The 19,915-nt window shown below is 37.6% G+C and carries 17 protein-coding genes and 1 pseudogene; 7 read left to right on the forward strand and 11 right to left on the reverse strand.

Annotated features, from left to right (window positions below):
- Positions 1-52: 52 nt before the first annotated feature.
- The 7 genes and pseudogenes from rlmD to lpxB all read right to left on the reverse strand — a co-directional run bounded on the left by rlmD (position 53) and on the right by lpxB (position 10,058).
- A complete protein-coding gene (gene rlmD / locus H3Z85_04975; GenBank protein ID QPQ52775.1) occupies positions 53-1,459 on the reverse strand; it encodes a 23S rRNA (uracil(1939)-C(5))-methyltransferase RlmD in 1,407 nt (468 codons plus the stop codon).
- Positions 1,460-1,569: 110 nt separating this feature from the next.
- Positions 1,570-3,069 (reverse strand): TlpA family protein disulfide reductase, encoded by a 1,500-nt coding sequence (locus H3Z85_04980; GenBank protein ID QPQ52776.1) that lies wholly within the window; start codon positions 3,067-3,069, stop codon positions 1,570-1,572.
- A gap of 350 nt (positions 3,070-3,419) precedes the next feature.
- Positions 3,420-4,157, reverse strand: a complete 738-nt coding sequence (locus tag H3Z85_04985) for a succinate dehydrogenase/fumarate reductase iron-sulfur subunit (GenBank protein QPQ53839.1) — start codon at positions 4,155-4,157, stop codon at positions 3,420-3,422.
- A 53-nt stretch (positions 4,158-4,210) separates the two neighbouring features.
- Positions 4,211-6,223: a fumarate reductase/succinate dehydrogenase flavoprotein subunit gene (locus tag H3Z85_04990; protein QPQ52777.1), complete on the reverse strand. Its 2,013-nt coding sequence runs from the start codon at positions 6,221-6,223 to the stop codon at positions 4,211-4,213.
- 15 nt (positions 6,224-6,238) lie between these two features.
- Positions 6,239-6,901, reverse strand: coding sequence for a succinate dehydrogenase cytochrome b subunit (locus H3Z85_04995; GenBank protein QPQ52778.1), 663 nt, complete (start codon positions 6,899-6,901; stop codon positions 6,239-6,241).
- 143 nt (positions 6,902-7,044) lie between these two features.
- The gene (locus H3Z85_05000) at positions 7,045-8,823 is read right to left on the reverse strand and encodes a ComEC/Rec2 family competence protein (GenBank protein ID QPQ53840.1); all 1,779 of its coding nucleotides are present in this window, start codon (positions 8,821-8,823) and stop codon (positions 7,045-7,047) included.
- 130 nt (positions 8,824-8,953) lie between these two features.
- Positions 8,954-10,058 (reverse strand): annotated as a pseudogene (lpxB, locus tag H3Z85_05005) (lipid-A-disaccharide synthase).
- Positions 10,059-10,136: 78 nt separating this feature from the next.
- Here lpxB and H3Z85_05010 point away from each other — a divergent pair.
- Entirely contained in the window at positions 10,137-10,646 is a 510-nt protein-coding gene (locus tag H3Z85_05010) for a DUF2480 family protein (protein QPQ52779.1), read from the forward strand.
- Between the two features lie 102 nt (positions 10,647-10,748).
- A complete protein-coding gene (locus H3Z85_05015) occupies positions 10,749-11,408 on the forward strand; it encodes a DUF937 domain-containing protein (protein ID QPQ52780.1) in 660 nt (219 codons plus the stop codon).
- 58 nt (positions 11,409-11,466) lie between these two features.
- Here H3Z85_05015 and H3Z85_05020 read toward each other — a convergent pair whose 3' ends face one another.
- Positions 11,467-11,586, reverse strand: coding sequence for a 30S ribosomal protein THX (locus H3Z85_05020; protein ID QPQ52781.1), 120 nt, complete (start codon positions 11,584-11,586; stop codon positions 11,467-11,469).
- Positions 11,587-11,800: 214 nt separating this feature from the next.
- The gene (locus H3Z85_05025) at positions 11,801-13,195 is read right to left on the reverse strand and encodes an MATE family efflux transporter (GenBank protein ID QPQ52782.1); all 1,395 of its coding nucleotides are present in this window, start codon (positions 13,193-13,195) and stop codon (positions 11,801-11,803) included.
- 112 nt (positions 13,196-13,307) lie between these two features.
- Between H3Z85_05025 and H3Z85_05030 the strand changes: the two genes are divergently transcribed.
- The 3 genes from H3Z85_05030 (at position 13,308) to H3Z85_05040 (ending at position 16,129) form a co-directional block, all read left to right on the forward strand.
- The gene (locus H3Z85_05030; protein ID QPQ52783.1) at positions 13,308-13,667 is read left to right on the forward strand and encodes an ankyrin repeat domain-containing protein; all 360 of its coding nucleotides are present in this window, start codon (positions 13,308-13,310) and stop codon (positions 13,665-13,667) included.
- Between the two features lie 137 nt (positions 13,668-13,804).
- Entirely contained in the window at positions 13,805-15,559 is a 1,755-nt protein-coding gene (gene aspS, locus H3Z85_05035) for an aspartate--tRNA ligase (GenBank protein QPQ52784.1), read from the forward strand.
- A gap of 36 nt (positions 15,560-15,595) precedes the next feature.
- Positions 15,596-16,129 carry a hypothetical protein gene (locus H3Z85_05040; GenBank protein QPQ52785.1) on the forward strand — a complete coding sequence of 178 codons (534 nt, stop codon included), beginning with the start codon at positions 15,596-15,598 and terminating at the stop codon, positions 16,127-16,129.
- A gap of 14 nt (positions 16,130-16,143) precedes the next feature.
- Here the strand turns inward: H3Z85_05040 and H3Z85_05045 are convergent, their stop codons facing one another.
- Together H3Z85_05045 and H3Z85_05050 are read right to left on the reverse strand one after the other, a co-directional pair.
- On the reverse strand, positions 16,144-17,412 hold the full coding sequence (locus H3Z85_05045) for an adenylosuccinate synthase (protein ID QPQ52786.1): 1,269 nt from the start codon (positions 17,410-17,412) through the stop codon (positions 16,144-16,146).
- 348 nt (positions 17,413-17,760) lie between these two features.
- A complete protein-coding gene (locus H3Z85_05050; GenBank protein QPQ52787.1) occupies positions 17,761-18,333 on the reverse strand; it encodes a Crp/Fnr family transcriptional regulator in 573 nt (190 codons plus the stop codon).
- A 142-nt stretch (positions 18,334-18,475) separates the two neighbouring features.
- Here H3Z85_05050 and H3Z85_05055 point away from each other — a divergent pair, with 142 nt between their 5' ends.
- Both H3Z85_05055 and H3Z85_05060 read left to right on the forward strand, forming a co-directional pair.
- Positions 18,476-19,261 carry a Ku protein gene (locus tag H3Z85_05055; GenBank protein ID QPQ52788.1) on the forward strand — a complete coding sequence of 262 codons (786 nt, stop codon included), beginning with the start codon at positions 18,476-18,478 and terminating at the stop codon, positions 19,259-19,261.
- Positions 19,261-19,866: a 3'-phosphoesterase gene (locus H3Z85_05060; GenBank protein ID QPQ52789.1), complete on the forward strand. Its 606-nt coding sequence runs from the start codon at positions 19,261-19,263 to the stop codon at positions 19,864-19,866. Before H3Z85_05055 ends, H3Z85_05060 begins: the two co-directional genes overlap by 1 nt.
- Positions 19,867-19,915 lie beyond the last annotated feature (49 nt).

Here is a 19,915-nt window from a genome sequence, read left to right on the forward strand (position 1 = left end):
TTTTTATTTGTCAGATGGAACTGGCGTTTCGCAAATTCAAATTTAATTAAATTTATTTTTTAACCAACAAGGCAATGTTCTCAACATGGTGTGTTTGCGGAAACATATCTACGGGTAATATTTTCACTAAAGTATAATCGTCTTTCATCAGAGCAAGATCTCGTGCCTGGGTTGCAGAATTACAGCTTACGTAAACTACTTTTTCCGGAGCCAGTTTCAATATTTGTTCAACGACTTTCTGGTGCATTCCGTCCCTTGGCGGATCAGTAATCAATACATCTGCTTTTGGATGGTTTTCCATGAATTCATCGTTAAAGACATTTTTCATATCTCCACAATAAAAAGTTGTATTGGTAAGACCGTTCAATTCGGCATGTTCAATTGCTGCATCAATTGCTTCCTGCACAGATTCAATACCAATTACCTGTTTTGCATTTCTTGCCACATATTGGGCAATAGTTCCGGTTCCCGTATACAGATCATACACTACTTCATCTCCTTTCAGATCAGCAAACTCCAATGTTTTTCTGTATAATTCCAATGCCTGTTTGTAGTTGGTTTGAAAGAATGATTTGGGACCTATTTTGAACTTCAGTCCATCCATTTCCTCCATCAGGTATCCGTCACCAAAATATACATTGATATCCAAGTCATAGATTGAGTCATTCGCTTTTGGATTAATGGCATACACCAGAGTTTTTATCTGAGGAAATTTCTCTAATAAGAATTGGAAAAGCTTTTCCCTGTTTTCTTTTTCTTCCCTGAAAAGCTGGAAAAGAACCATCCACTCACCTTTAGAATTCTGTCTCATCATTAAGGTTCTTAAAAATCCTTCATGATTTCTTACATCAAAAAAGTCCAGCCCATTGTCAACAGCATATTCTTTTACGGCAAGTCTTATGGCATTGGAAGGATCTTCCTGAAGAAAACATTCTTTAAGGTCAAGAATCTTACTCCACATTCCCGGAATATGGAATCCTAAGGCATCTTTACTTCCAAAATTTTCTTCAGAGCTGATTTCATATTGAGTCAGCCATCTGGCATTAGAGAAAGAAAACTCCATTTTATTTCTATAAAAATACTGTTCTTCAGATCCCAGAATAGATACGGTTTCAAAATCTTCAATCCCCCCGATTCTCTTAATATTGTTATAAACTTCTTCCTGTTTAAAATCAAGCTGCTTCTCGTAGGTCATGTTTTGCCATTTGCATCCTCCACAAGTTCCAAAGTGTATGCACTTAGGTTCTGTTCTGTAAGGAGATTTTTCCAATACATCGGTTGCTTCACCTTCATAATATTTGGATTTCGCTTTTTTGACTCTGACATTTACCAAATCTCCGGGAATGGCACCCGAAACCAATACTGTTTTCCCCTCCTCTGTTCTACCAATAGCAACTCCTTTTGCACCGGCAGCTACCAGTCTGATATTTTCAAGAATAATATTTTTCTTCTTTCTCATTCTACAAATTCTATTTTTTCTGTATACAAAAACCTTCCGGTTTCATTTTGCAAAAATACAATAAAAAAAACCTTATCCACGGATAAGGTTTTCAAGTATATAAAAGTTTATTATTTCGTCTGAGCCGGGTGCGGGTTTGCAGGCTGTGGAGCCCCCGGTTGTGCAGAAGGATCAATCTGCAGCTGCGGCTGCATTTGTGCATTCGGATCTACTCTCGGGGCAGCAAGACCTGTCAGTTTATCCAAAATAGTTACAAGTTCCTGCTCACCCAGGTTCACGAAAGATCTGCTGGCAATCTTTCCGTCCTTATCAATGATTACATAGCAAGGTAATTTAAATCCGTAAACACCGTATTTTTTAGCGATTTCAGATTCCATTCCTTTTTCACCATATACATTTACTCCCTGAATTCCTTTCAGTAAAGAGTTGCTCGTTTTTACAAACTGATCTTTTGTATCATCTACGTTCACAAATACAAAGTTCATTTTAGACTTGTAAAAGTTGACCACCTCTTTCAGAACCGGTACTGTAGCTTCAGCAATATAAGGGTTCCATGAAGCATAGAAAAATAGCATATACGGTTTTCCTTTGTTTTCAGAAAGGTTATAAGATTTACCGTCCTGCTTTACCAATGGAGCTTCAGGTGCAGCTTCACCGATTTTAAGTCCTGTGATAGCCACCTGCATTTTTAACAGGTTACTTTTGATGGTAGCATCTTTAATATCTGTATCGATCAGCTTTTTAATTTTGTCGATATTTTTAGCAGGAGAAGTAGGATGAATATCAGCCTGAGCCATTACAAATGCCAAAAGATAGTCTTTTGCAGTCTGAGAAATGTCTTTTTTAGTTTTCAGGTATTGAGCAAACATTTCAGAAGTTGTAATATCAGTTTTTCCTTTGCTGTTTGCTTCAGCATACTTCTGGAAATCAGGAGTCATTTTCACCAATAGATACTGTCTGTAAAGCGGAATGGTCTTCACCATAGCTTCTTTATCATTATCTAATGCCGTTTCATAGTCTTTGAATGCTTTAGAAGCTTTGTATGAAGGATTTCCGGACATTGGACCGTGAGACATCTCGTAGTTGGCAAGAAGGTTAAGAATCGTTACTTTAACATCATTTTTCTTCCATTCTAAAAGTCCTTTGCTAGGATTGTTCTTTTTTGCAAGCTCATCAACATTTTTATTGATGTCTGCTTCTACTTTGTGCATTCCTTTCAAAAAGGCAGCTTCGTCACCACCCATTAATGCTCCTAAGTTAACTTTACCTGCATAGGTGGCCAAAAATTTCTGGCTGGCGGAAAGAAAGTCATTATTTTTTTTAGCGTCACCTGTAATAACGTATTCATTAGGGAAAGTAGCTCCATTCCCTGAGATCGTAACACTTTGTCCTTTTTCAAGGTAAATCAGATTTTGTCTGGTCGCATAGTTGATTACATACATTCCATCTTTAGGAGCTTCAAAGCTTCCGGAAAAATTCCCATCTTTATCAAGACCTATATTAACCAAAGGAAGGGTCCCTACTCCTGAAGCTTCCACAAATTCAATTCTGTCTAATGGTGAGCCTCCGGTGATTTTTCCTTTTACTTCTACTTTTTTTGAACAAGACATCACGAAAACCGCGATGATAAACAATAAAAGATATTTTTTTCATTTCAATTTTTAATATTACACAAAAATACGCTTTTTAGGGCTTCTTACTTAACACTGGTTATTTTTTTTGAAAATTTTATTATAGTCGATTATCAGGTATTCTGAAACACTTTATTATTCAATTTTTTAGAAATAAAAAAACTTTAAAATGTATTTTAAAATGCCGCTCAACTACCCTTCAAATATATACTTATTAAATAAAGAATACCTAAAGTACATCAATAAGTTAACAAACTTTAACAGGAAATTACAGCATATAAAAAAATCGCCTCCAAAATGGAGGCGATTTTCACATATTTGAATCAATTCTATCCTTGATCTACTAAAGCAGCCATGTATTCTCTGTTCATTCTTGCGATATTCTCAAGAGAAATACCTTTAGGACACTCAATCTCACAAGCTCCTGTGTTGGAACAGTTTCCGAATCCTTCTTCGTCCATCGCTTTCACCATGTTCAGAACTCTTCTCTTCGCTTCTACTCTACCTTGTGGTAATAAAGCAAACTGAGAAACTTTAGCTCCAACGAATAGCATAGCAGAACCGTTTTTACATGTAGCTACACAAGCACCACATCCGATACAAGCAGCAGCATCCATTGCTCTGTCTGCATCTTCTTTAGGAACAGGAATTGCGTTAGCATCCAATGTGTTTCCTGAAGTGTTTACAGAAATAAAACCACCTGCAGCCATTACTCTGTCGAATGCGCTTCTGTCTACCATTAAGTCTTTAATAACAGGGAAAGCAGCACTTCTCCATGGCTCAATAACGATTGTTTCACCATCTTTGAACATTCTCATGTGAAGCTGGCAAGTTGTGATACCTGTATCCGGACCGTGTGCTCTACCGTTGATGTATAGAGAACACATTCCACAGATTCCTTCACGACAGTCGTGGTCAAAAGCGATTGGTTCCTTTCCTTCGTTAATTAAATTTTCGTTCAGGATGTCCAGCATCTCCAGGAATGAAGAGTCTGTAGAAACATCTGATATTTTATAGGTCTCAAACTGACCTTTAGTTTTACTATTTTTTTGTCTCCAAATTTTCAGCGTAAGATGTAAGCCTTTTTTGCACTCATAATGTTATATTTATAGGTTGGAGATTATTTATAACTTCTAGTTTTAACCTCGATGTTGTCATATATCAGTTCTTCTTTATGCAACACTTCCGCGTTGATATCTGCTCCCTGATATTCCCAAGCTCCGACGTATTTGTAGTTTACGTCATCTCTTTCCGCTTCACCATCCGGAGTGGAGTGATCTTCACGGAAATGTCCACCACAAGATTCATTTCTGTGTAGTGCATCGATAGCCATTAATTGACCTAGTTCAAGGAAGTCTGCTACTCTGAATGCTTTTTCAAGCTCAGTGTTCATTCCTTCTCCTTCTCCAGGAACTTTTACATTTTTCCAGAAGTTGTTTCTTACTTCTTCTATTTCTTTGATCGCTTCTCTTAATCCTTCAGGAGTTCTTCCCATACCTACTTTATTCCACATGATGTGTCCTAATTGTTTATGGAAGTGGTCTACTGAATGTGTTCCTTTATTATTCAGGAAGAAATTAATTTTTTCTTTAATTCCTTTCTCAGCCTCGTCAAATGCTCCTGAATTGGTAGGAATAGCTCCTGTTCTGATATCTGCCGAAAGGTAATCTGCGATAGTATAAGGAAGTACGAAATATCCGTCTGCAAGACCCTGCATCAATGCAGATGCTCCCAATCTGTTGGCACCGTGGTCAGAGAAGTTAGCTTCACCGATTACGAAACATCCAGGGATTGTAGACTGAAGGTTATAATCAACCCATACACCACCCATTGTATAGTGTACCGCAGGATAAATCTTCATTGGAGTTTTGTAAGGATCATCAGCAGTAATTTTTTCGTACATTACGAATAGGTTACCGTATTTCTCCTCAACCCAGCTCTTACCTAAATCATAAATCTGCTGATCTGTTGGGTTATGAATATGTTTTTCGATAGCGGCTTCTCTACCTTTTTTCATGATCTCTGTTGAGAAATCAAGGTAAACACCTTCCTGCGTATCATTATTTTCAATACCGAATCCGGCATCACATCTTTCCTTAGCAGCTCTAGATGCAACGTCTCTAGGTACAAGGTTACCGAATGCAGGATATCTTCTTTCCAGATAATAATCTCTATCTTCTTCTTTAATGTTTTCAGGTCTTAATTTACCTTCTCTGATCGCTACTGAATCTTCAATCTTTTTAGGAACCCAGATTCTTCCTGAGTTTCTTAATGATTCAGACATCAAAGTCAGTTTAGACTGCTGAGTTCCGTGAACAGGAATACAAGTCGGGTGAATCTGTACGTAGCAAGGGTTTGCGAAGTAAGCTCCTTTCTTATGAATTTTCCATGCTGCAGAAACGTTTGATCCCATTGCGTTGGTAGAAAGGAAATATACGTTTCCGTATCCTCCGGATGCAATAACTACTGCGTGAGCAGAATGTCTTTCGATTTCACCTGTCACCAGGTTTCTAGCGATGATTCCTCTTGCTTTTCCGTCAACAATAACAAGGTCAAGCATCTCATGACGGTTATACATTTTGATTCTTCCTTTACCGATCTGACGGCTCATTGCAGAGTATGCACCTAATAATAACTGCTGTCCTGTCTGTCCTTTTGCATAGAAAGTTCTTTTTACCTGAACCCCACCAAATGAACGGTTATCCAGCTGACCTCCGTAGTCTCTACCAAAAGGAACACCCTGAGAAACACACTGGTCAATAATATTTGCTGAAACTTCAGCTAATCTGTAAACGTTAGCCTCTCTTGCTCTATAGTCACCACCTTTGATGGTATCATAGAACAGTCTGTACGTAGAGTCACCGTCACCCTGATAGTTTTTAGCTGCGTTGATCCCTCCTTGGGCTGCAATAGAGTGCGCTCTTCTTGGAGAATCCTGGTAGCAGAATGCTTTTACGTTATATCCCTGCTCAGCTAAAGTTGCTGCTGCAGAACCTCCTGCCAAACCTGTACCTACAACAATAATATCAATCTTATCTCTGTTGTTTGGTGCAACAAGGTTCATATGGTCTTTATGATTTTTCCACTTGTCTTTTAGAGGACCCGCCGGAATTTTTGAATCTAATTTACTCATACTAGTATATTGATATTATTGAGTTATAAAATGAAAAACTGCAACGATGATAAATCCTGCAGGGATTAGGATCGAATACCATTTCCCGAAAGCTTTGATCACCGGCGTATATTTTGGATGTCTTGCTCCGATAGACTGGAATGAAGACTGGAATCCGTGAGCTAAGTGTAAACCTAATAGAACAAAAGAAATCACATATAAAGCTACTCTCCAAAGATCGGCAAACTTCTCATGAAGCTCCGGCCAGAAACGTTCTGCATCAGGAGCGATTCCTTCCACATATTTGTAATTGATTTCATGCAACCAGAAATCATACAAGTGAAGCGCCAGAAAAGCTAAAACAACAGCTCCGGAAATAATCATATTTCTGGACATCCATGAAGAATTCATAGAAGCATTGTTTGATTCATACTTTACCGGACGCGCTTTGTTATTCTTAATTTCCAGTACAAATCCCATTACAAAATGGAAAATTACTGCAAAACCAAGAATCGGCTGCATTAAGAACTGCACAAAAGGATTATAGCCCATAAAGTCAGATGCTGTATTAAAAGCATCTTTGTTCAGGACTGATAACAAATTGGTTGTCAAATGCAGTATAAGAAAAACCAGCAAAAACATAGCTGATAATGCCATAGCGTATTTTCTACCTATCGTAGAACTCGTTAAACCTGCCATATAAGTTTAAATTTGAATTTCCACAAAATTAAGAAATGTTAACAATATCGAAAAGTGAGAAATCTCACAATTAGGCAGTTTGTAATGTTTCTAAATAAGAATTTACATGTTATAAATACAGGAAAACAGAATGAGAAAAACGGCTATTTCAACTCATATATTTTATCCTTAAAAACTACTTTTTGAGCGGAAGAAGGAAACGTTTTTATGTCAAAATGCCTGATTCTCCTGGAAGAACAATATGGGCTGATAACAAACTTCACAACCTTTTCAGAAGCTTTTATATCCGAAATCCAAAAGCGCGCTTTATCTCCCTTCTTCATCAAAAATACCTTAGTTTTCCCCAGGTTGAGAAATAATATTTCATTCTTTTTATTTTCATAAATCTGATACCCGGTCTTTATCATTAAAAAAATAAAAAAACACATAACAAATCTCACACTGCTTTTTAAGTTGGGCCTGACAATGACAAATCTGAGCATATATACGATCACCAGTATAGCGAAAACCTCGGTAAGGCTCATGGGTATATGTTCTATGAACAGGACATCTGCTTCAGCAAACCAATGAATAACCTTCAGCAAAACTCTGATAACAAAATCATATACATTGCTGATCATATAAAAATCAATTCTCAACGCAATAAAAATGGTCATGACGAGTGAAAACACAATGATTACTTCTGAAAAGGGTACAATCAGAAAATTAGCAATAATTGAAACCCATGAAAACTGATGAAAATAATATAAAACCAAGGGCAGTGTCGCCAACTGTGCTGACAGAGAGATGGTAATCGTGTTAAACATCAGCTTCTTAAAATAATTATCCTGATTAGGAAAATATTTCAAAAGAGGCTGATTGAGCCAAAAAATCCCTAAAACGGCCAGGTAACTAAGCTGAAATCCCACATCAAAAAACTGTTGCGTATCCGGAATGAGAATAACAAATGCGGATAATGCGAGTGAGTGAAGCAGATCAGGCTTGCGCTGTAACAATACAAATGTAAAATACACGCTCAGCATAATGCAGGCCCTCAAAACAGAATTTCCAAAACCAATAAAAGCGGCAAACAACCAAATAAAAACAAGACTTAGTATAACCACATATCTCCTGAACCTTAAGGGAATAAACCGTCCTGCCAAAAAGTAAAATATTCCGAAAATAACTACGATATGGGTTCCTGAAATAGCCAATAAATGAACCAGTCCTGATTTATTAAAGTCCTCTACGGTACCGGGATCTATTTCTGTTCTGTCTGCCAGAATAATTCCTTTCAGAAATTCCCTGGTCCTGGCCGACATTCCGGATTGATTTATTTTTTGCAAAACTTCAAGCCTGCGCTGCCTGATCCTGTCTGTAAGGCCTATATCTTTTCTTTCAACAGATGATATCTCTTTTGAAATAAAAACCTGATAGTCAATATCCTTGCGCTTCAGATACCGGGCATAATCGAACTGAAAATCATATTGCGGAGATTGTGGCTGGATAATAAATGCTTCAGCCTTGTAGTAATGGGTAAAATCAAGCTCCGGATTATTCCTTGGGATATAAAGAATCGATTGAAAATTTTCATTACCGGCTTTTATAATACCAGTATATTTCTTATATTTTTCTATTGAGTTTAATTTCTGAGAGATTCTGAAAACAATAGTTTCCTTACCCTTGATGACAGTTTCTTTTCCGGATAATGACGTATTACAAAAATGAAGTATCATTCCTGTTCCAAAAAATAACAATCCCAGAAAAACGCTCCGGGCTTTATGTAAAAAATAAGACTGAAAAAATAATACAATTAAAATTCCAAAAGCAACTGCAGCTATAGGGTAACACCAGGTAATATCAAGCAGCATCAAGTCCTGGAAGATAATTCCCAGAATAAAACATATGACCAGGATGAGAAGCGGCTGTTTATTCAATTTCAGTCAATTACCTCAACAAATTAGGAAAATTACCCCATCGATTGTACTTCTGTAATTACTGAATAAGGAAATTACACCGCTTTAAAAATGTCAACAAAGCGCTTAAATTTTTGCTATAAAAACAAACAGAGAATTAAACTTTTAAAATAACATCGGCGGCATGGTCACTGGCTCCTTTACCACCCAGTTTTTCTCTTAACAACTTATAATCATGCAGTACCTGCTCTCTTTTATCTCCGGCAAGGACCTTATTAAGTTCTTCTATAAGATTATTTGTATTTAAATCGTTCTGGATCAGCTCTTTTACCACCTCCCTGTCCATGATCAGATTAACAAGGGAGATATAATTGATATTTTTAACAAGTCTTTTGGCTATAGCATAGGAAATTTTGCTGCCACGGTAGCATACTACTTCAGGAATATTCAGCAATGCGGTTTCCAGGGTAGCAGTTCCCGATGTAACAAGAGCTGCTTTTGAGCATCTCAATAAATCATAGGTTTTATTGGACACAAAATGCACGTTATCATCTACATATTTCTGATAAAATTCTTTTGGAAGGCTCGGTGCACCGGCGATTACAAACTGGTAGTTTTTAAAATGAGGGCGTACGGAAAGCATTATCTCCAGCATTTTTTCAACCTCCTGTTTTCTGGAGCCCGGTAAAAGAGCGATAATCTCTTTTTCGTTCAATCCGTTCTCCTTTTTGAAATTCCCGATATTGATTTCCTGAAGATCAGAAATGGCATCCAGTAAAGGATGTCCTACAAAATGGGAATGGACCCCGTGTTTTCTGTAAAAATCTTCTTCAAAAGGAAGAATGACCATCATTTCATCTACATATTTTTTGATAATCTCTACCCTTCCTTCTTTCCAGGCCCAAAGCTGCGGAGAAATATAGTAAACAACCTTGATTCCCAATTCTTTGGCAAACCTTGCAATTCTGAGATTAAATCCCGGATAATCTACCAGAACTAAAACATCAGGTTTATTGTTCTGAATATCTTCCTTACATAATTTTATATTATTTAAAATGGTCCGGAGGTTCATCACTACTTCCAAAAAAACCCATAAAAGCAAGATCCCGGTAATGTTTCACCAACGTTCCTCCCTGAGCTTTCATCAGGTCTCCACCCCAAAATCTAAATTCCGCTTCAGGGTCTTTGTGCTTTAAGGCTTTCATCAGGTTACTTCCATGCAAATCACCGGAAGCTTCACCCGCAATAATGTAATATTTCATGTCTATTGTAAGGATAGAGAACAAATTAAAATATATCCGATCTTAATTTGTAAATTTGCTCAAAGATAATGATAAAAAATGTCAGAAGAATTTGAAATCCGGAATAAAGTTGCTGAAAGCGGCCTTATCAATTTTGACCTTACCACTTTACTTCCAAAAGGGGAGCGAAAAGGCATTGACCTTAAAGATTTTCTTTTTCAGGAAATGATTCTTAAGGAAAAGGATTTCCGCGAAAAAGTAGAGGCCATCAATATCGAAGAATATAAAGACACTTATATTTACATCTACAATTCCGTGGATACAATCATCCCGTTATGGGCTTATTTTGTTTTAACGGCAAAGCTTACCGAAGTAGCCAGGAAAATTGTTTTTGGCAGTCGTGAAGATCTGGAGGTTATCCTCATGCATAATGCAATCCAGACCTATGATTTTGAAGAGATGAGAGGGAAACGGGTTTTGGTAAAAGGATGTTCTGATAAAGAGATTCCTGAAAATGCTTACATCGAATTGGTTGAACAGCTGAAGCCTATGGTAAAGTCCCTGATGTTTGGAGAGGCTTGTTCCAATGTACCCATTATAAAAAACTAAAAAGAGGACTTAAAAAATTTAACAATAATTATGAAGTCTTAGTATTTTGTGAGGCATATTTTTTGATAACTTTGATTCACTTAATACAAACAAACACAAACAATGAGTTTAATTGACCTACTTACAGGGAATACCAGCAACCAGGTTGCAGAACAAGCTGAAAACAAATTCGGAATCAGCAAAAATCAGGTAATTGCCCTATTGGCAGTAGCTACACCTCTTATCATTTCTTATCTTAGAAATAAATCTCAGGATGCAAAAGAAGCAGAGGCCTTAAATAATGCTTTAGATAAAGATCATAATGGAAGTATTCTGAATGATCCGTCACAAATCGAAGCAAGACAAGCTGAAGGAGGTTCAATTCTTGACCATGTTTTTGGCGGACAAAAAAGTAATGTTGAAAACCAGCTGTCACAAAATACAGGAATTTCAATTGATAAGATTGGCCCTGTTCTGGCGATGCTGGCGCCTTTAGTAATGGGCTATATCGGTCAGCAAAAACAACAGAGCAATGTTGGTGCCGGTGGTCTGGGAGATCTATTAGGAGGAATCCTTGGAAATGCTTCTAATCAGGCTCAATCACAACAGTCTAATCCTTTAAATGACATTTTAGGAAGTGTCTTGGGAGGCGGTGCAGGACAATCTCAGTCTTCAGGAAATCCTTTGAATGATATCTTAGGAAGCGTACTGGGCGGAGGCGGAAACCAACAGCAGCAAGGAGGTGGCTTAGGCGGCATTCTTGGAAATATTTTTGGAAAATAATTAGTTTAATTTGTTATAAAAAAAGACCTGGGAAATTTCTCAGGTCTTTTTATTTCTTTTACTTTTTAGATTTTTCTTCGGATACAGCAAACGATTTTGAAGATTTTCTAGGTCTTCTTTTTCCGTAGCTTCCGGCATTGATTTTTCCTCTTCTTGATTTTTTATCTCCTTTTCCCATAGTAATATGTATTTTGTTGTTCTTACGAATTTAAAAAATATGCTTTTAAAATCCAAAAAATGAAGCTGTTAAAATTTTATAAATTGAGGAGGAAGATGGAAGTTCCGTCAGTCGTTAATTGTATATTGTTTAATAAAGCTCTTGCAATAAAAATGCTTATCCTTTATTTCACCCTTATTTTCCCACGCTGCCATTTTCCTGTTCCCTTTTTCTTTTACACTTTAATCGTCTTCCATTTTCCTTTTTTAAACAAAATAAAAGCTATTATAGTGATTAATGTCTCCGCAGCAGGTATAGAGATAAATACCCCTTTTGGCCCCATCCCCAAATATTTAGAAAGGAAATAAGCCAATGGAATCTGAAACAACCAGAATCCAAAGAGGTTCACCCATGTCGGGGTCCACGTATCTCCGGCTCCGTTGAATGCATTGATCATAACCATTCCTATTCCATAGAAAATAAATCCCGTACTCATAATGTAAAGAGCACTTTTGGCAAAATCCTTGATCTCCGCTTCCTGAGTAAAGAAACTTACTAAAAAGTTACCCATAAAAATAAATATCAAGCTGACAATCAACATAAAAATCACGTTATACTTTACTGTTTTCATTACAGACTGCTCTGCACGAAACATTTCATTAGCTCCCATATTTTGGCCTACCAGCGTAGACGCAGCATTACTTAGCCCCCATGCAGGTAGCATAAAGAACATCATCAACCGTAAAGCCGTTTGGTAGCCGGCAGAAGCATTTTCTCCTCCGGTAGTAGCCACCAGTTCTGCAAGAAAGATCCAGCTGCATGACGCTATCACAAACTGAAAAATTCCCGGAGTGGCAATCTTTACAATAGATTTTATTAAGCTGAAATAAGGCTTAAAATAATCAGGTTTCATACGAATCTGTGTATCCGCTATCAGGAGATGATACAGTTGATAGATCACTCCTACACTTCTTCCTATTGTAGTAGCCAATGCAGCTCCCGTAAGTCCCAGAGCCGGAACCGGGCCAAGTCCTTTGATCAGAACCGGACACAGAATGATATTGGCTATATTGGCAATCCATAAGCTCTTCATTGCAATCATGGCATTTCCTGCTCCTCTGAAAATCCCGTTAATTAAAAACAAAAGCATAATAATCGTGCTGCTTCCCATCATAATTCTCGTAAAGTTCTTTCCATAAGCAGCCGCTTCCGGTCTTGATCCCATGAGAATCAAAATTTCTTCTGCATACAATACGCCCAGTAAACTCAATATAAAAGTGATAGCAAACGAGACCAATAACACCTGGGCAGCACTCCGGGAAGCCTGTTCCGGATTTTTCTCACCAATTCTCCGGGCAACCAAAGCGGTAGCTGCCATACTCATCCCAATGGCGATTGAATACATAATAGAAAGAACAGATTCTGTAAGCCCAACGGTCTGAATAGCAAAACCGCTCTCTTTTAAATGCCCTACAAAATACAGGTCTACCAATGCAAATACCGACTCCATTGCCATTTCCAGCATCATAGGAATAGCTAAAAGAAGAACTGCACTTCTGATATTTACTTTCGTAAAATCAGTTTCTTCCCCACTAAATGCTTTTTTAAAAAAATCAATATATTTTGACATTCTTTTCTCAATAATTTATATAATCCCAAAAATACAAATCCAATTATTATAAAAACTTAGCAATTGATAATAAAATTTAATTTAGATTTGTATATTCTTAAAAGTAATTCTTATGAAAAAAATAATCTCTACAATTTTTCTATTTGGAATTTTAGCATCTGCCAACATGCTTTCTGCTCAGAAACTGACTCAGGAAAAGTTGAAGGCTATTGCCACTGATAATATCGCAACATTTAAAAAGCATTTTGCACCCGGCGATTACAACAAATGTTTTAGTCTCGGATATGAATCGTTCACTCCGCTTGCCTACAGTGCTTTAAACGGAAAAAAGACGATTGTCAATTTTTTACTGAATAGCAAAGTCGACATTAATAAAAAATGTCAGACGGATACCGCACTCAAAATCGCAGAGGATTCAAAAAGAGTTGAAATAGCTCAATTACTTATTGAAAAAGGCGCTAAAAGAGATTAAAAACTCACAAAATACAATTTATCAACTTCCGAAAGGAAGTTTTTTTGTTTATAAAACCTCTAAAAATCTTATCTTTGCCAACGAAAAAATAAAGGCTTGAAGCAGAGCCTTAAATATTGAATTTTAAACAAATAATTATGTTTCGATCACACACCAACGGAGAATTATCTCTAAAGAATCTGAATGAAGAAGTTACACTATCAGGATGGGTACAGACTATCCGTGATAAAGGATTTATGATTTGGGTAGATCTTCGAGATCGTTACGGAATTACCCAACTGGTGTTTGACCAGGACCGTTCTTCTGCTCAGTTGATGGAAGAAGCAAAGAAATTAGGCCGTGAGTTTGTGATTCAGGCTACCGGAAAAGTCATTGAAAGAGTAAGCAAGAATCCCAATATTCCAACGGGAGAAATTGAGCTTTTAGTAGAAAAATTAACGGTTCTGAATGAGTCACAATTGCCTCCTTTCACTATTGAAGATGAAACAGATGGTGGTGAAGAATTAAGAATGAAGTACCGTTATCTGGATATCAGAAGAAATCCGGTAAAAGATAAACTGATTTTCCGTCACAAAATGGCACAGAAAGTAAGAAATTACTTATCTGAAGAAGGATTTATTGAAGTGGAAACTCCTGTCCTGATCAAATCTACTCCGGAAGGGGCAAGGGACTTTGTGGTTCCAAGCAGAATGAACCCGGGACAGTTTTATGCACTGCCACAATCTCCACAAACCTTCAAACAGCTCTTGATGGTAGGCGGTATGGATAAGTATTTCCAGATTGTAAAATGTTTCCGTGATGAAGATTTAAGAGCCGACAGACAGCCGGAATTTACACAGATCGACTGTGAAATGGCTTTTGTAGAGCAGGAAGATATCATGAACGTTTTTGAAGGAATGACCCAAACTCTTTTAAAGGATATTACAGGTCAGGAATTCGGTGCTTTCCCAAGAATGACTTTCGCAGATGCGATGAGGAAATACGGAAACGACAAACCGGATATCCGTTTCGGAATGGAGTTTGTGGAACTTAATGAACTGGTTAAAGGAAAAGATTTCAAAATATTTGATGATGCAGAATTAGTAGTGGGAATCAATGTGGAAGGATGTGCAGACTATACGAGAAAGCAGATTGACGAACTTGTAGACTGGGTAAAACGTCCACAGGTTGGTGCTTCAGGATTGATTTGGGCAAAATTCCAGAATGATGGAGTGAAAACCTCATCAGTAAACAAATTCTACAACGAGGAGGATCTGGCAAAAATCATCGAAAAATTTGGGGCCAAAGAAGGCGACTTAATGTTGATTCTTTCCGGAAATGAAAATAAAGTAAGAGCTCAGCTTTCTGCGTTAAGAATGGAGCTTGGAAACCGTTTAGGATTGAGAAAAGGAAATGAATTTGCACCACTTTGGGTCATTGACTTCCCTCTATTGGAATGGGATGAAGATACTGAAAGATACCATGCAATGCACCATCCTTTCACCTCTCCAAAACCGGAAGATATCCATTTATTGGAAACTGATCCGGGTAAAGTAAGAGCCAACGCTTACGATATGGTTCTTAACGGAAACGAAATCGGGGGCGGATCGATCAGAATTTTTGACAAAGACCTTCAGTCTAAAATGTTTGACCTGTTAGGATTCTCAAAAGAAGAAGCGGAAGCTCAGTTTGGATTCTTAATGAATGCCTTTAAGTACGGAGCACCTCCACATGGTGGTTTAGCATTCGGATTTGACCGTCTGGTAGCGATTCTGGATGGCAATGAAGTAATCAGAGACTATATCGCATTCCCTAAGAACAATTCCGGACGTGATGTCATGATTGATGCACCTGCTTCCATTGCTGATACACAGCTTGATGAGCTGGAATTAAAATTAGATTTAAAAGCATAAATATAAAGCGGGGCCAACACCCCGCTTTTTTATATTATGAAAACCTTCATTCAGCTTCTTTCTTTCATTAGCTACGCATCAGCTTTGGGAATTGCTGCATACGTACTACGGGAACTATTAAAAAAAGTACTATACTATCCTCCTAACACAATAAATAGCGCTAAAGAAAAACTTTCAAAACACCAATCCATACTTGGACTATGTTTTCCATTAAGTATTGCTTGTATTATAGGCAGCAAAGCACTTATAAAACATGATTTCCAAAAAATGCTGAAAGAAAACAAGATTATTCTGGTAGAAGTCAACGGATTTCCCTTCGCTCAGGAAGATGGTGCCGACCTTTTCACAAAATTTGAAGAAGATCCCGGACGTTTTCATTGTGAATCGTATTCCGGAAATATTACTTTTGAAAATAATGAGTCAATTCCTATTGAAGTTATTCAACATTGTTATGAGGAAAATAAATACATTATTGTTTCAAAGAAGTATTCAACCGATGCTACCATTGGAATTATTACAACTTCAAAATTCCAGTATATAAAAAATAAAATTCCATCTGAAGATCAGTGATAATCCTCAGCAGATCATTTCATTTTCAACATCTGCTCTCTTCCCGGGCCTGTGGACAAATACGATACAGGAATACCCAGCTCAGCTTCCAGGAAAGATAAAAACTCAGTGAGTTCAACCGGCAGTTCCGAAGAATTCTTCATATTAGAAAAATCGGCTTCCCATCCATTCATCCACTTCAGCACAGGGCGGGTATTTTCAGAAAGAGTACCGGAAACCGTTTCAAGTGTTCCGTCCTCCGATTCGTAATGAGTGCAGACAGCAACAGATTTTAAACCACTTAACACATCAGCTTTTGTTAAAACCAGTTGAGTTACACCATTAATCATTATAGCATATTTTAACGCCGGTAAATCTAACCAGCCTGTCCTTCTCGGCCGGCCGGTATTGGAACCGAATTCATTTCCTTTCGTTCTGATCTCATCTCCTAACTCGTCAAAAAGTTCAGTTGGGAATGCTCCGTTTCCTACTCTAGTACAATATGCTTTTGCTATCCCATAGATTTCTCCCATTTTTTTCGGCGAAATCCCCAGTCCGCTGCAAGCACCAGCTGCTGTGGTAGAAGAAGAGGTTACATAAGGATAAGTCCCGTGATCGATATCCAGCATAGCGGCCTGTGAACCTTCGGCTAATATTGTTTTTCCTTCTGATAAAGCATTATTCAGATAGATTTCCGTTTCCGTACACCTGAATCTTTTCAGGAAATCTACTGCATCCAGAAATTCCTCTGTAATTTCTTCCAATATTGGTAAAGTCATCTTTCCGGCAGCCAGCATCTTATAATCTCTTTCGATGATGTACCGGGCCCTGCTTTTAAAATCGGGAGCATACATATCCCCTATTCTCAGGTTCTGTCTTAAAATTTTATTGGAATACGCCTGTGCGATTCCATTTTTTGTAGTTCCTATAGTAGTAAAATCGGGATTTTCCTCCATGAAAACATCAAGAAGCTTGTGTGTTGGCAATACAAAATGTGCCTTTCTGGAAATAATGATATTGTTTTCCGGTTGTAGGGAGGCATCAAATAATTGAAGGTTGAGTATTTCCTTTTTAAAGCTTACAGGATCCAGAACAGTTCCCGTACCGATCACATTCTGTACTCTGTTCATAAAAATCCCGGAAGGGATCATTTTAAGGGTAATTCTCTTTCCGTTTCGTTCTATGCTGTGCCCTGCATTCGATCCTCCGTTGAAACGGGCTGTAATGTCATAGTTTTCACTGATCAGGTCAATAAATTTCCCTTTTCCTTCATCACCCCACTGCAATCCTAATACGATATCCATATTTTAAATTTTATGAGACAAAGCTATGACTCTTTGAAACGAAGGCCATTGTCAATTGACAAAAACGTATTGCTAAAAATGTATCATACAGATATTAATCAGATATTAATCAATCTAAAGCCAATTTTCACCCTAGAGACATTGTTTTAAGTTTTAAAAAGCAGAACGGTCTAAAGCCCGTTCCTATTGCATTTTTTTTATTTATATAGATCTATTTTTTACTGCGCCTCTTGGCTCTTGACTCTTGACTCTTGACTCTTGACTCTTGCCTCTTGGCTCATGACTCTTGGCTCTTGCCTCTTGCCTCTTGGCTCATGACTCTTGGCTCTTGCCTCTTGCCTCTTTATTCTACTCATTAATATTTCTTCTGATCCTGCTCAGTGATGAAGGTGTCACTCCAAGATAGGAAGCCAGCATCGATTGCGGAACTCTGTTTGCCAATCCTGGGTAATGATTTAAAAAGTGAATATACCGTGCTTTTGCATCCTGATTGAGCATAATGCTCGCTACCTTGAGTTTATTCTCTGCGACAAACGCATGAATTCTCGCAAAAAGTACCGGCCATACACTAATTTTTTCTTCCAAAACTTTGAAATGTTTAAGATCAATTACGAGTAAAACAGCATCGGTAATCGCCTCTATATCCTCATGAGCCGGCAGCTGATCGGTAAACCCCTGAAAATCCCCGATAAAGCGACCTTCATAGATAAAATAGCGGGTAAAGTCATCTCCCTGCTTGTTATAATACAGTGAACGGAATACTCCATCTTTTACAAAAGCAATCCTTTGGCTGGGCTTTCCGGCTTCTACAAAAGTCTCGCCCTTCCGTATTTTGATTTCCTGAATTCCTGCTGCAATCAGGAGCTGATCACTTTCATTCAGTAATCCGAATTTTTTGATGTAACTAAAAAGTTCTTCCATATTATTTTACCCGTGAATCCGATATATAAAGGTATAAAACTCGCTGACAAAAACAATTGTCATTTGACAACAAAGCCTGCTAAAGATACCACAAAAACCTGTCACGGCATATTAATTGATTGATTTTTAAAAACGTAAGACAATGAAAGCAATATGGAATGGCGCCATTGGCTTCGGTTTAGTAAACATTCCCGTGAAGATTTACTCTGCTACTGAAACCACAAAACTGGACCTAGACATGCTTGATAAATCCGATTTTTCCAATATCCGGTTCAAGCGTGTAAACGAGAATACGGGAAAAGAAGTAAAATGGGAAAATATTGTCAAAGGTTTTCTTATGGATGATAAATATATTGTCCTTGATGAAGAGGATTATGCAGCTGCAAGCCCTGAAAAAACAAAAATACTTTCTATCGATCAGTTTGTAAAAGAATCGGAAGTAGACAGCGTTTATTTTGAAACACCTTATTATCTGGAACCTCAGAAAAATGGGGAAAACGCTTACAGGCTCCTGTTAAAAGCTCTTGAAGAAACCCAAATGGTAGGAATCGGAACTTTTGTACTCCGGGAAACGGAAACCATCGGTATGATTCGACCATATAAAGATAATATCCTGGTTCTGAATCGTCTCAGATTTGATCAGGAAATCAGAGATTACACAGATTTAAAGCTACCCGCACAGAAAGCACCTAAACCGGCAGAGCTCAAAATGGCAGTCAGTCTTATCAAACAACTTTCTCAGGAATTTGATCCTGCCCTATATAAAGATACTTATTCTGATGAACTGATGAAAATCATTAAACAGAAAGCGAAAGGTAAAAATGTAAAAGCTAAAAAAGCAGAGCCTGCAAAAGAGGGTAAAGTAATTGACCTGATGGCGCAACTGAAGGCCAGCTTAAGCAGTTCCAAATCTAAATCCGCATCATAATGGCTCTGAAAGATTATCAACAGAAACGGAAGTTCGATGAAACTTCTGAACCTAAAGGAAAAACAAAGAAGAGCAAAAATAAACTGATTTTTGTGATTCAAAGGCATGCTGCTACCCGACTTCATTATGATTTCAGACTGGAAATGGAAGGAGTACTGAAAAGCTGGGCGGTTCCCAAAGGCCCATCATTAGATCCAAACGATAAACGTCTTGCCATGATGGTAGAAGATCATCCTTATGATTATAAAGATTTTGAAGGAAATATTCCCGAAGGAAACTATGGTGCCGGCCAGGTAGAAGTATGGGATAGCGGAACTTACGAACCTTTAGATGAAAATTCTAAACTCTCTGATGAAAAAGAGCTGTTGAAAGAATTGCATGCGGGATCTTTAAAGTTTGTTCTCCATGGCAAAAAGCTCAAAGGTGAATTTGCTCTGGTTAAAATGAAAAACAGTGAAAATAATGCCTGGCTGCTTATCAAACATAAGGATGAGTTTGCAGAAAGTCCGTATGATGCAGAAGAAAACACTTCACCAAAATCATTGGTCACAAAATTTCTGGAGGAAAAAAAAAGCCTAAAAACAAGCAAAAAAAAGAAGTTGTAGTATCTGAGAAAAAATTCAGGAAATTCAATGATTTAGGCAGTGAAAAAAA

This window comes from Chryseobacterium indologenes, assembly GCA_016025055.1.
GTDB classification, from domain to species: Bacteria; Bacteroidota; Bacteroidia; order Flavobacteriales; family Weeksellaceae; genus Chryseobacterium; species Chryseobacterium indologenes.